9 protein-coding genes and 1 tRNA gene are annotated in these 12,876 nt (G+C 65.7%); 2 read left to right on the top strand and 8 right to left on the bottom strand.

Going from position 1 to position 12,876, the window contains the following annotated elements; translation table 11 throughout:
- Position 1: 1 nt before the first annotated feature.
- Both U5709_RS02715 and U5709_RS02710 read right to left on the bottom strand, forming a co-directional pair.
- Positions 2–307, bottom strand: coding sequence for a hypothetical protein (locus U5709_RS02715; protein ID WP_321972001.1), 306 nt, complete (start codon positions 305–307; stop codon positions 2–4).
- Complete coding sequence (locus U5709_RS02710; RefSeq protein WP_321972000.1) at positions 300–2,291, bottom strand: ABC-F family ATP-binding cassette domain-containing protein; 1,992 nt, start codon at positions 2,289–2,291, stop codon at positions 300–302. The genes U5709_RS02715 and U5709_RS02710 overlap by 8 nt, the downstream gene beginning before the upstream one ends.
- A gap of 169 nt (positions 2,292–2,460) precedes the next feature.
- On the opposite strand from U5709_RS02710, the gene U5709_RS02705 reads away from it, so the two are divergent.
- Complete coding sequence (locus tag U5709_RS02705; protein WP_321972703.1) at positions 2,461–4,359, top strand: acyltransferase family protein; 1,899 nt, start codon at positions 2,461–2,463, stop codon at positions 4,357–4,359.
- An 85-nt stretch (positions 4,360–4,444) separates the two neighbouring features.
- Here U5709_RS02705 and U5709_RS02700 read toward each other — a convergent pair.
- Positions 4,445–4,520, bottom strand: a tRNA-Ala gene (locus tag U5709_RS02700).
- 162 nt (positions 4,521–4,682) lie between these two features.
- On the opposite strand from U5709_RS02700, the gene U5709_RS02695 reads away from it, so the two are divergent.
- A complete protein-coding gene (locus tag U5709_RS02695; protein WP_321971998.1) occupies positions 4,683–6,161 on the top strand; it encodes a DEAD/DEAH box helicase in 1,479 nt (492 codons plus the stop codon).
- 125 nt (positions 6,162–6,286) lie between these two features.
- On the opposite strand, the gene U5709_RS02690 is transcribed toward U5709_RS02695, so the two are convergent.
- From U5709_RS02690 to U5709_RS02670, 5 genes are all read right to left on the bottom strand, one after another.
- Positions 6,287–7,429 carry a pyridoxal phosphate-dependent aminotransferase gene (locus tag U5709_RS02690; RefSeq protein WP_321971997.1) on the bottom strand — a complete coding sequence of 381 codons (1,143 nt, stop codon included), beginning with the start codon at positions 7,427–7,429 and terminating at the stop codon, positions 6,287–6,289.
- Positions 7,430–7,444: 15 nt separating this feature from the next.
- Positions 7,445–8,473, bottom strand: coding sequence for an alpha-hydroxy-acid oxidizing protein (locus tag U5709_RS02685; RefSeq protein ID WP_321971996.1), 1,029 nt, complete (start codon positions 8,471–8,473; stop codon positions 7,445–7,447).
- Positions 8,474–8,565: 92 nt separating this feature from the next.
- Entirely contained in the window at positions 8,566–10,284 is a 1,719-nt protein-coding gene (locus tag U5709_RS02680) for a proline--tRNA ligase (protein WP_415913445.1), read from the bottom strand.
- Between the two features lie 102 nt (positions 10,285–10,386).
- On the bottom strand, positions 10,387–11,487 hold the full coding sequence (ispG, locus tag U5709_RS02675) for a flavodoxin-dependent (E)-4-hydroxy-3-methylbut-2-enyl-diphosphate synthase (protein ID WP_321972702.1): 1,101 nt from the start codon (positions 11,485–11,487) through the stop codon (positions 10,387–10,389).
- 3 nt (positions 11,488–11,490) lie between these two features.
- Positions 11,491–12,876, bottom strand: coding sequence for a M50 family metallopeptidase (locus tag U5709_RS02670; protein WP_321971994.1), 1,386 nt, complete (start codon positions 12,874–12,876; stop codon positions 11,491–11,493).

The following is a 12,876-nucleotide window of genomic DNA, read 5'->3' as shown; positions in this document are numbered from 1 at the left end:
GCTAACGCAGCGAGGACGCAATCTTGCAAAGAACCCAATCGAACACAAAGAAGAGTACCGCAACGAGGGCAAAATCGCCGCGGAAGGCGCCGCCCAGGGGCGTGGCGATGACGAGCGAGCCCGAGATGGCCTCGGGGATCGCCCTCGAGAGCAGCGTGTTCAGCGGCAGCACCGTCGAGCGCGCGGCCCCCGTGAACAAAAGATCAGCGATGACGAGGCAGGTCACGGCCCAACCGGCCACGCGGCAGGCGAATCCGACGGCCCCGATGAGCGCCTTGGGCGCACTGTCGTGAGAGGCGTTAGGCACCGGCGGCCTCGATCTTCTCGGTGAGCTCCATCCACTCCTCCTCGAGGGCGGGAATCTTCTTAGAGAGCGCCGTGTACTCCCTCATGCACTCGTCGAACTTGACGGCGTCGTTGTAGAGCGCCTCGTCGGCCATGAGGGCCACGAGCTCGTCGTAGCGCTTCTGGGCGGGGCTGAGGGCGGCCTCGACCTCGCGCAGGCGCTTCTTCTCGGCCTTGACGGCATTGTTGCGGCGCTTGCGCTCCTCGGCCTCGGCGCGGCGCTGCTCGCGGGTCTTCACGTTGCGACCGGCCGCCTGCAGCTCGGCGGGCGCGGCCTGCGCCTGGGGGGCGCGGCGGCCGGACTCGGGCAGGGCCTCGCCTGCTGCCGCAGCCTCGAGCTCGGCTCGCTTGAAGAGATAGTAGTCGTAGTCGCCGTCGTAGAGGGTGACCTTGTGGTCGCGCACGTCCACGACCTTGTTCGCCACGGCGCGCACCAGGTGCTCGTCGTGGCTGATGAGCACGATGGTGCCCGGGAACTTAACGAGCGCCTGCTCAAGGACGTCGACCGAGTCGATGTCGAGGTGGTTCGTGGGCTCGTCGAGCATGAGCAGCGGGTCGGGCGAGACGAGCATCTTGGCAAGGGCGAGACGGGCCCGCTCGCCGCCGGAGAGCACGCTCACGCGCTTCTCGACGTCGTCGCCGTGGAAGAGGAAGGCGCCGAGTAGACGGCGCTCCTCGGAGGTCGTCCAGCCCTTGGCCACGGTGTCCATCTCGGCGAGGACCGTGTTGCCCTCGTTCAGCTCCTCGAGCTGGTGCTGGGCGTAGTAGGCCTGGGTCACGTTCTGGCCGAGCTCGATCTTGCCCGCGTCGGGGGCGAGCTTGCCGTTGATCAGCTTCATGAGCGTGGACTTGCCGGCGCCGTTGGGACCGACGAGCGCCACATGGTCGCCGCGGTAGAGCTTGAGGTCCACGCCCTCGTAGACGCGGTTCTCGCCGAACGACTTGCCTACGCCGGAAAGCGAGATGACCATGTCGCCCGTGCGCGGCGGCTCGGGGAAGCTGAAGTTCATGTGCTTGGAGCCCTCGGGCAGCATGACGAGCTCGCTTTTGATCTGCTCGATCTTCTTCATGCGCTCCTGGGCCTGGGCGGCCTTGGTGGGCTTGTAGCGGAACTTGTCGACGAAGACCTGCATGTGGGCGATCTCGCGCTCCTGGGCGGCGCGCTTGGCGCGCATCTGCTCGAGGTTGTCCTCGCGCTGCTTGAGGTAGCTCGAATAGTTGCCGGTGTAGGTGGTGATGCGGCGGTTCTCGACGGCCGCCACATGGGAGACGCACGCGTCCATGAAGGCGCGGTCGTGGGAGACGAGCAGCACGACGCCGTCGTAATTCATAAGGAAGCTCTCGAGCCACTTGACGCTCTCGAGGTCGAGGTGGTTCGTGGGCTCGTCGAGCATGAGCAGGTCAGGTCGGCGCAGCAGCAGCTTGGAGAGCGAGATGCGCATCTGCCAGCCGCCGGAAAAGTCCTCGGCGGGCTTATCGAAGTCCTCGACGGGAAAACCGAGGCCCGCGAGGATCTGGCGCGCTCGGCTCTCGAGCTCGTAGCCGCCGAGGCGCTCGAAGCGGTCCTGGGCATGTCCGTACTCCTCGAGCATGCGGTCGAGCTCGGGGCCGGGCTGCGCACACGAGATCTGGTGCTCGAGCTCCGCCGCGCGCTTCTCCCAGGTCTTGACCTCGGTAGCGGAGTCCACGACCTCGGCCAGGGCAGACTTATTGCCCATGAGCTTGGTCTCCTGCTCGAGGTAGCCGACCGTGGTCTCCTTCGCGAAGGTCACGGAGCCCTCGTCGCAGCCCTCCAGGCCCATGAAGATCTTGAGGAAGGTCGTCTTGCCCGAGCCGTTGGGGCCGACGAGCGCCCAGCGCTCACCGGCGTTGAGCTGCAGCGTCGCGCCCGAGTAAAGGACGCGGCCGCCGAATGACTTGGATACTTTGTCTGCGAGGGCTATCAAGAGCTGCTCCAATAATGCGTTGCCGTGCGTTTTCAAACTTTGTAAGTATAGGAGATGCGCGCCCGCGGCCACAGGCATCGGTTGAGGCCGAACGCGATGCCCACATTCTTGTCCGCAGGGTTAAGTACAATAAGGCCGTCGAATCAATTGCTTTAAGGCTGGAGTTTTGATGCCTTTTTTAAAGAACGCCGAACATACGCCGGCACCGAAGAGAGTCGCCGGCCTCGACGGACTCCGCGTCCTCGCCATCGCTGCCGTCGTCGCCTACCACGCCGACCAGGCCCGCTTTCCGGGCGGCTTCATTGGCGTCACCGTGTTCTTCGTCCTTGCGGGATACCTCACCACGCTCTCGGTCGCGCGCAAGCTCTCGAGCGACGAGGGCTTCTCCTACCCGCGCTTCATTGGCAAGAAGGTCGCGCGCCTTCTGCCCTCGATGCTCGCCGTGGTTGCCGTAACAGCCGTGCTCGCGCTCGCGTTCTCGCCGGCGCTTCTTACCAAGGAGAAGGCCGACGTGGTTCCCGCGCTGCTCTTCTTTCAGAACGTCCATTACATCGTGCGCAAGGTGAGCTACTTTGCCGCGGCTGGCCTCCCCTCCCCGCTCACGCACTTCTGGTACTTGGGCGTGCTCATGCAGTACTACCTGGTGTGGCCGCTTCTGCTTATGGGCGCATGGAAGATCAACGCGAAAAGACGCGCGCTGACCATCGTCACGCTGATTCTGGCCATTGCGTCGGCCGTGTGCATGGGCATCCTCTTCGACCCTTCCGGCGACACGGCGCGCATCTACTATGGCCCGGACACCCGCGCAGGCGAGCTCCTCGTCGGCTCGGCGCTGGCCCTGGCGACCCTCGGCAAAGGCCTATCGAAGGGCTTTGAGCTGCTGCCTGAGGGAGTGGCGACCGCGCTGCGCGTGCGCTGGGGCGACTTGCGCCAGGTCGTGGCGGCGCTCTCCTTCGCAGGCATCTGCGCGCTCGCTTGGTTCTCCAATGGCTACACGGCCTTCGCCTATCGCGGGGGCATCGCGCTCGCGGCCGTGCTGACGGCGCTTCTCATCGGTGTGCTCGCCGAAGATGAGGCGCCGACCGTCGTCGGGCGCGTCCTAGGCATCCGCCCGCTCGCCTACCTTAGCCAGCGGTCGTTCGCCGTCTATCTTTGGCACTACCCGCTTCTGCTCATCATGAACCCCGCCACGCGCACAACGGCAATACCATGGTGGGGATGGGTCGTCGAAATCCTTATCATCCTCGCCGCGTCCGAGATCTCGTTCAGCGTCTTCGAGAAGGGCGTGGCCGCCCTTGGCGAGAGGGGGCCCCTCGGACAGCAGAAACCTGTGCTCGTCTTCGAAGCCGTTTGCCTGGTCGTGGCAACCGCCGTGTGCGTCGTGCCCATGGGCGATGCCGCGAACACCCGCCCCCAGACGGAGTCCATGACCGCCGAGGAGCGCAAGGCCCAGGCGGAAGCCGTGGCCGTCGCGAAGGAAGCGGCCCAGAAGGAGACCTACGACCTCGCGAACACATACTTTAAGGACACCGAGTTCGCCAAGGCGGTGGAATCCATCAACGCCACGAACTTCTCCGTCGACGCCGAGACGGGCGCCACGGACGCCAGCGTGACGCTCGTGGGCGACTCCATCCCCGAGGACGCGAGCGCCGAGTTCTACGAGATCTTCCCCAACGGCTACATGGACGCCAAGATCGGCCGCCAGATGACGGCCGGCGTCGAGGCCTACGAGGAGTGCAAGGCCGCGGGGCACGAGGGCGACGTGGTGGTCTGGTCCATCGCCGACAACGGCTGGATTACCGAGGACCAGGTCAGGGCACTTGTAGAGTGCGTGGACTCCTCCAAGAAGGTCTATTTCCTCACCTGTCGTTGCCCCGACGCCTGGCAGGATGCCAACAACGAGATCATTCATAACGTTGTGGCGCAGTATGAGAACGCGACCGTCATTGATTGGTATGCCGAGAGCGAGGGCCACGACGAGTGGTTCTGGAACGACGGTGAGCACGTCCGCCCCGAGGGCGCCGAGGCCTACGTCAAGATGCTCCGCCGCTATATCACCGGCCGCTAATACGCACGGGACAGTGGACAAAGGGGCTGTCCCTTTGTCCACTTCAAAAAAAGACCCACACCAAAGTGAGGGTCTAAATTGTTTATGGTGGAGAATAGGGGGTTCGAACCCCTGACCTCGTGACTGCCAGTCACGCGCTCTCCCAACTGAGCTAATTCCCCGTGCGTTGGTGCGAGGAATAATATATCGGGCCTCGCGAAACGAGTCAAGCGGGAATCTGGAATTTTTTTCGGGCGATGCGAATACGGGGCGGCTCGGCCTCCCCATACAGCGATTTGCCACCATACTGGAAGCCGAAACTGCACTACTGTTAGGAATCTTGCATGAACCAAAGCACCAGCCCGGCCGTCGCCAACGGAGCGGCGGCCTTCTCTGACCTCGGCCTCTCTCTCGAGGTTTTTCGCGCCGTGAGCGACCTCGGCTACACCGAGCCGACACCCATCCAGGCATCCTCCATCCCTCTCATCCTCCAAGGCCGCGACCTTCTTGCCGCCGCCCAGACCGGAACCGGCAAGACGGCCGCTTTTTTGCTCCCAACCATGAGCCTCCTTGGCCATGCAGGGCGCGGCCATGGTCCCCTCATGCTAGTAATCACCCCGACGCGCGAGCTCGCGCAGCAGATCACGGATGTGTGCTCCGTTATCCAGAAGCGCACTCGCCACATGAGCCTGACCGTCGTCGGAGGCGTGGGCTATGAGCCGCAGAAGGCCGCGCTGCGCCGCGGCTGCGACATCCTCGTGGCCACGCCGGGACGCCTCGTGGACCTGATTGACCAAGGAGACGCGCGCCTCGGCGAGGTCGAGGTCCTCGTGCTCGACGAGGCAGACCGCATGCTCGATATGGGTTTCTTGCCGCAGATGCGAAAGATCGTGGCCCAGACGCCCGCGGCTCGCCAGACGCTGCTTTTCTCGGCGACGTTGGACGAGAGCGCCATCGGCGGCATCAAAGACCTGGTGAAAGACCCCGAGACGGTCGAGATCGCGCGGAAGGGCGCCGTGGCCGAGACCATCGACCAATACGTTCTCCCCGTCTCGCTCGAGGCGAAGAACGCGCTGCTCGCCGATGTTCTCAAGAGCGAGGGGCCGAGCCGCGCCATCGTGTTCACGCGCACCAAGCACCGCGCGGACGCCTGTTGCCGCCGCTTGCGCCGCGCCGGCGTGACCTGCGCGCCCATCCACGGCGACCGCAAACAAAGCCAACGCGAGCGCGCCCTCGAGGAGTTCCGCGCCGGCAAGATCGACGTGCTCGTCGCCACAGACGTGCTCGCGCGTGGCATCGACGTCTCGGACGTGCGCTACGTGGTCAACTTCGACGTCCCCGGCGACCCCGAGGACTACATCCATCGCATCGGTCGCACGGGCCGCGCCGGCGAGACCGGCTGGGCGCTCACATTCGTGACAGTGAACGATGCCGAGGACCTCGTGGACATCGAGAAGCTGATGGGTATGAAGGTCCCCGCATACAAGCCCAAGTCGAACCTGGAGACCGGCGAGGAGCCGCCCGCGCTCGGCGATGTGCGCGCAGCGCTTGCCGGCAGGCGCGCCAAGAAGGGTAAGAAGAAGACGAGGGCGGCGGAGCCGACAAAAGCCCAGCTGGTAAAGGAAGCTAAAACCCAGCCGTCAAATAAACCCAAGGTCAAGACCATCGGCAGCATTCGCAACTCCGATATGGCGGTCGACGGCGGCGACGGCGCGAAGAAAAAGCGCTGCCACAGGCACAAACGCTCGCCCGAGGCAGCGAAGGCTCCCGCCGCCCACCGCAGGGTCGGCGACCAAAAAGGCCGCAAGAGCGGCATCCACTAACCCCTGACAGGTTCGCGCCTGCCATTTGGGGACAGTCCCCTTTCCGCAGCGCTTTTGGGACGGACCTGCACGTAGAACCTGTCACCAGCAGCTGCACGAAATGGCGGGTTCGTTTGAGTTGTGGGCTAAAGCGTCGCCAAGAAGGACTCGAGGCGCCTCAAGCCGAGGTCGAGGGCCTCGTCAGCCACGCAGTAGCTGAGGCGCATGAACCCCTCGCACCCGAAGCAGGTGCCGGGCACGCAGGCGACGCCCGCCTCGCGCACCAAACGCTCGCAGAGCTCCTCGGAGCCCATGCCCAAACCGCTCACGTCGGGAAACGCGTAGAACGCGCCTTCCGGCACCGTGAGCGGGAGGCCCATTCGCCCAAGGCGGCTCACGACGAGGTCGCGGCGACGTCGATAGGTCTCGCGCATGGGCTCAACGTCACAGGTCAGCGCCACTGCGGCGGCATCCTGCACGAACGCGGGGATGCTCGAGATCAGGTACTGGTGCATCTTCTCGATCTGGGCCTTGACCTCGGGCGCGGCGGCAAGCCAGCCGATGCGCCAACCGGTCATCGCCCAGGGCTTGGAGAACGAATCGACAACGACGGTCTGCTCGCGCAGTTCCGGATGCCGCGCAGCGAAGCGCTCGTAGGCATCCGTGTAGCACAGGCGGTTGTAAACGTCGTCGCAGATCACGTGGATGCCGATCTCGGCTGCCACGTTGGCCACAGCATCGAGGGAATCCGCGCCGTAGACGCAGCCGGTCGGGTTGTTCGGCGAGGTGATCACAATCGCCTTGGTCCTCTCCCCCACAACGCTTCTGAGCTGGCCCTCGTTGATGGAGAAGCCGTTATTGCCCGTGTGGAGGAAACGCACCGTGCCGTGGGCCGCGCGCACGATCGTCTCGTAGAGCCCGAAGGCCGGCGACGGCACGACGACCTCGTCGCCCGGGTCGAGAAGCGCCATGAGCGTCGCCGAGAGGGCCTCCGTGGCGCCGCAGGTGGCGATAAGCTCCGCCGGCGCGTAGTCGAGCCCCTGCCGCCCCATATACGCCGAGATGGGGCCGAGAAGCTCAGGCGTGCCGTTGTTCGGCGGGTAGTGCGTCTTGCCGGCGGCGAGGCTGCGGGCAACGGCGTCCTTGACGGCCTGCGGCGTGTCGAACTCGGGCTCGCCAAGGGTGAGCTTCACGCAGCCGGGGGTCTGGTTTGCCAGCGCGTTGAATCGGCGGATGCCTGAGGTGGCAAGAAGCGCCAGGTCAGAGTTGGTATTCTTTGTTGAGGTCATGGATAGCCCCGTCCTTTACGCTGAGAAGATCATGTCGCGGGAGATGTCCGCGACCGTGGACGCGCCGCACATCTCCATGGTGTCGGCGAGCTCGGAGGCGAGTTCCGCGAGATAAGCGCGCACGCCCTCCTCGCCGCCCCCGAACGCGGCTACCACAAAAGGCCGGCACATAAGGACGGCGTCGGCACCGAGGGCGAGCGCGCGGAAGACGTCGAGGCCCGAACGAATCCCGCCGTCCACCAGCACCTCGATGTCGCCGCCCACGGCCTCGGCGATTCCGGGCAGGACATCGGCCGTTGCCGGCACGCCGTCGAGCACGCGCCCGCCGTGGTTGGAGACCACGATCGCGTCGACGCCCGCAGCGGCGGCGCGATCGGCGGCCCGCGGCGTCATGACGCCCTTAAGCACGAAGGGAACGCCCTGCTCATGGCATATATCCGCGACCTCGGCGACCTGAGACGCATCCTTGGCGCCCGCGGGCGGGTTCTGGCCCTTGAGGAACGGCAGCCCCGCCGCATCGATATCCATGGCCACGGCAGCCGGCTTCGCGGCGAGCGCCTGGCCGAGCTTATGCCGGAGCGTCACCTCGTCCCAAGGCTTCAAGGCGACGACGCCCGCGCCGCCGAGGCCGCCGATGACCTCGCAGGAGCGGGTCATGATGTCGGGGTTCAGGCCGTCGCCCGTCCAGGCGAGCGTGCCGGCGGAATCGGCGGCGCGCAGGATGCAGTCGTCGTAGCTCACCGTGTCGTACCCGTCGCCGTAATGGCGCTGCACATCGCCCACGGGCCCGATCATCACGGGAAGCGAGAGGGAACGGCCGAGCACCGTCGCCTGCGTGCTCGCCTCGAAATAAGGGTGCAGGGTATCCATGTTGACCAGGACACGGCCCCAGGCGTCGGCGTTGCGCACGGCCACGGTGCCGGACCCCTTGGCGCCGGGACCGGGAATCGACGCCTTGCAGCCTCGTCCGTCGCACTTGTTGCAAGCCTTGCAATAAGGACCGATATTTCCCCTGGCAGATGCCGCGAGCTCGGTATAGTTCATGTCCTTCCCCCCCATTGAGCGCCGCATCCGGACGCCGTAACAAAAAGGCCCCCGACCAAGCGGTCGAGGGCCGCATGTGCGGTTTGCCCCGCCTACGCGCGGGCCGGCACGACCCTCTCGCTGAGCCACGAGGCGAGCTCGCCGAACGGCACGTCGAAGCGCTCGCCCGTGGCGCGCACCTTGACCTCCGCGGTCTCGTTGGCCACGCCCTTCTTGCCGAGGATGACCTGGTAGGGCACGCCGATGAGGTCCGCGTCCGCGAACTTGACGCCCGGGCGCTCTTTGCGGTCGTCGAGAAGCACCTCGAGGTCGGCGGCGGCGAGTTCCTCGGTAACCTTCTGAGCCACGGGCCAGACCACATCGTCGTTCACGTTCATCGCGACGACCTCTACCTCATAGGGAGCGACGCAGACGGGCCAGCAGATGCCGCGCTCGTCGTTATGCTGCTCGACCACGGCCGAGACCATGCGCGAGACGCCGATGCCGTAGCAGCCCATGAGGAACGGCTTCTCGCGGCCGTCCTCGTCCATGAACGTGGCGCCCATGGCCTCGGAGTACTTGGTGCCGAGCTGGAAGACCTGGGAGATCTCGATGCCGCGCGCGGAGTGCAGGCCGCAGCCGCACTTGGGGCAGGGGTCGCCCTCGGCCACGGTGATGAGATCGGCCCACTCGTCGACCGTGAAGTCGCGGTCGGGCTCGACGCCCACGTAGTGGTAGCCGTCCACGTTGGCGCCGCAGGCCCAGCTGTGGGCATCCTTGAGCGACTCGTCGCAGACGATGCGGATACCCGCCGTGAGCTTGACGGGGCCGATGGAGCCCTTGGGGAGCTTATAGCCCTTGAGCTCGTCGTCGGTCATCATGCGGTAGCCCGAGCCGAAGACGTGCTCGGCCTTGCAGTCGTTGAGCTCGTGATCCCCGGGAACGAGCGCGAGGACCGGCTTGCCCTCGGCGTCGATGACGCAGAGGGACTTGACGGTCGCATTGCGGTCGATCTCGAGCAGCTCGGCGAGCTCCTCGATGGTGTGCGTGCCCGGGGTCTCGATGCGGCGAAGCTCGCCGTGGCCGGGGCCGTCCTGCACGGGGACCTTGGTGGTCGCGGCCTCGGTGTCGGCCGCGAAGCCGCAGTCGCACCAGACGAGCTCGGCCTCGCCGGCGTCAGCCAGCGCCATGAACTCGACGGAGGTGTCGCCGCCGATCTGGCCGGAGTCGGCAACGACCGGAAGGGCCTTGAGGCCGCAGCGCTCGGCGATGCGGGCGTAGGCGGCCTTCTCGTCGTCATAACACTGCTGCAGGGACTCCTGCGTGGCGGAGAAGGAGTAGGCGTCCTTCATGATGAACTCGCGGCCGCGCATGAGGCCGAAGCGCGGGCGCAGCTCGTCGCGGAACTTGTCCTGGATGTGGTAGAGCGTGACGGGCAGTTGCTTGTAGCTGCGCAGCTCGTTGCGAACGAGGTCGGTGTAGGTCTCCTCGTGGGTGGGGCCGAGGACGAAGTCACGGTCGTGGCGGTCCTTCAGGCGCATGAGCTCGGGCCCGTAGGCGGCGTAGCGGCCGGACTGCTCCCAGAGCTCACCGGGAGTGACGATGGGCGTCAGCATCTCCTGGGCGCCGATGCCCTCCATCTCGTCGCGGATGACATCCTCGATCTTGCGGATGACGCGCCAGCAAAGGGGCAGGTAGCTGTAGAGGCCGGCAGCGGTCTTGCGGATCATGCCGGCGCGGAGCAGCAGCTTGTGGCTGACGAGCTCGGCCTCGGTCGGGTCCTCCTTGAGCGTGGGGGCGTAGAGCCTGGACATGGTCTGATAGCGCTTCACGTCTGTTCCAATCTGTTTTATGCAAAGCCGGGCGCGCGGCCCGGCTCGATTCACGTGCTGTTTAGTTTACGACAAGCCGCGCCTGCTTGTGCTTCGCGCGAGTTAAGGCTCCCGGTTGCCGAATCGCTGCTCGATCTCGGAGAAGAGCTCGTCGACCATCGAGGACTCGGGGACCTTGCGGATCGGCTCTCCGTTGGCGAAGAGAAGCGCCTGGCCGTTGCCGCTCGCCATGCCGATATCGGCGCCCTTGGCCTCCCCGGGGCCGTTGACGGCGCAGCCCATGACGGCCACGGAGATAGGGGCGTTCACGTCCTGCAGACGGCGCGAGACCTCCTCGGCAATGGGAATCATGTTCACCTGGCAGCGGCCGCAGGTGGGACAGCTCACGAGCTCCGGGTGGCGCCGGCGCATGCCGAGCGCGGCGAGAAGCTCCCAGGCCACCTTGACCTCCTCGACGGGGTCGGCGGTAAGCGAGAGGCGCATGGTGTCGCCGATGCCCTCGGAAAGCAGCACCGAGAGCGCGGCCACGTTCTTGACCGTGCCCTGCACGAACGTGCCCGCCTCGGTCACGCCGATGTGGAGCGGCACATGCGGAAGCAGGCGGCTGAGCTCGCGGTTCGTCTCGATGGTAGCGGGCACGTCGTGGACCTTGGCAGACATCACGATGTCCGAGAATCCGCGCTCCTCGAAGTGGCGCACGAAGCTGACGGCGCTCTGCACGAGTTTCTGGGGCTGCGTGAGGTCCTCGCGGGCGTCGATGTCCTTATCAAGGGAGCCGGCGTTCACGCCGATGCGGATGGGGATGCCGGCCTCGCCTGCAGCGTCAATGACGGCGTCAACGCGCTCCCAGGAACCGATGTTGCCGGGGTTCACGCGCAGGGCTGCGGCACCGCGGCGAGCAGCCTCGATGGCCAGTTTGTGGTCGAAATGGATGTCGGCCACCACAGGAATCGGCGAGGACCCGCAGATTTCCTGGAACCCGTCGAGGACCTCGGCGCGCGGAATGGCCACACGAACGATCTCGCAGCCGGCCTCGGCGAGCCGCCCGATCTGCGCGAGCGTCGCGGCCGCGTCGTCCGTCTTGGTCGTGCACATGGACTGGACGGAGACCGGTGCGCCCCCGCCCACCTGAACGTTGCCCACATGGACGGGACGGGTAAGGTCTCGCGGGGCGTGTGCGGGCTTGTTCACGGAATCGGTCATGGCCTATCCAATCACGTAGCGGAAAATGTCGTTTTTGAGCACGACGACGAACACAAAGACGAAAAACGCGAGGCCCACGTAGCTGATGGCATTTTGGACCTTGAACGAGAGTTGGCGACGAATGATGAGCTGGATGACCTCGATGAGAATCTTTCCGCCGTCGAGCGGCGGGATGGGCAAAAGGTTCATGAAGCCGAGAGACATCGAGATCGAGGCGGCGAGAAGCACGAGGCTCGAGACACCGATCTGCGCCGCCTGCGAGGCCATGACCGAGATGCCCACGATCGACGTCGACTGGTTGAGGACCTCCATGGTCTCCTGCGGGATGATCAGCTTGATCACGTAAGAGGCGACGGACTGGCCGTAGCGGACGGTGAGTCCCGCAGCCTCGGCGAGGTTCGGGTGGTAGATGGAGACCTGGGAAGAGATACCGAGCACATCTGTGGCCTCGCCGTCGCTCAGATCGATGTTGACCTCGACCTCCGAACCGTCGCGCTCGATGAGCATCGTGAAATCGACACCGCCCTCGAGATAGGGTTTCATGGCGGCCACAAGCGTCGACCAAGAGCCGACCTCGGTATCGCCGACCCGCTCGATGCGATCGCCGGCCGCAAGGCCGCAGGCCTGGGCATAGGAGCCTTCCGTGACGGCGCCTACGACGGGCTCGGTCGACGCGACCGAGACGCCTGTGACCATAAAGGCACCGGCCACGACGACGAATGCGAAGAGTATGTTCACAAGGGGCCCTGCGACGAGCATAACCAAACGCTTGAAGAAACCCGTCCCCAGGTATGTGCGGCCCCGTTCCTGCGACAGGAACACGCCCGCGTCGCCGTCGAGTGGGCGGGCCGCGCCGGCCTTGGTCGCGCCCTCGCGCGAGAAATCGTGTCCGCGGTCGTACTCAGTAAGGCCGCAGGCATCGCGCGCCTGGGTCTCGAAAGCCGCGGGCCACTCGCTCTGCCCGGGCTTCTCGCCGAGGTCAGGGTTGTAGAACGGGCGAATCGACGCCCAGTCGCAAAGGGTGGCCAGGGCGGCCGTGGCCTCATCCTCGGAAATCTTGAGCTCCTCGGCCAAGGCCTTCGCCTCGATGCGCCCGTGCTTCTGGACGCAGGCCAGCGCATTCGCGAGGTTCTTCTCCTCGTAAGGCTCCATACCGCAGATACGGTTGTAGCCGCCGAGCAGGATCGGTGTCACGCCGATCTCGGTGCCGACCTTGCGGCTCTTGCGCGAGAGGCGCCAGCGGCAGGGCAGGCCGAGCATGAACTCGGTCACGCGCACGCCGAACGCGCGCGCCGCGGCGTAATGGCCGGCCTCGTGGATAAAGACCAGCAAAGAGAGGACGGTGAGGCCCCAGAAGACGGCCGAGAGGACCGAGAGCGCGCCAGACAA

This window comes from Paratractidigestivibacter sp., assembly GCF_963660155.1.
In the GTDB taxonomy this organism is placed as follows: Bacteria; Actinomycetota; Coriobacteriia; order Coriobacteriales; family Atopobiaceae; genus Paratractidigestivibacter.
Note: the sequence above shows the minus strand (reverse complement) of the source record. Positions and strands in the feature narration are given on the sequence as shown.

What these genes read in the sequence shown, in the direction of transcription:
- ispG (WP_321972702.1), bottom strand. Translation starts at nt 11,487, where the DNA reads ATGACCGATTCCGTGAACAAGCCCGCACACGCCCCGCGAGACCTTACC.
- U5709_RS02685 (WP_321971996.1), bottom strand. Translation starts at nt 8,473, where the DNA reads ATGAACTATACCGAGCTCGCGGCATCTGCCAGGGGAAATATCGGTCCT.
- U5709_RS02695 (WP_321971998.1), top strand. Translation starts at nt 4,683, where the DNA reads ATGAACCAAAGCACCAGCCCGGCCGTCGCCAACGGAGCGGCGGCCTTC.
- U5709_RS02705 (WP_321972703.1), top strand. Translation starts at nt 2,461, where the DNA reads ATGCCTTTTTTAAAGAACGCCGAACATACGCCGGCACCGAAGAGAGTC.
- U5709_RS02690 (WP_321971997.1), bottom strand. Translation starts at nt 7,429, where the DNA reads ATGACCTCAACAAAGAATACCAACTCTGACCTGGCGCTTCTTGCCACC.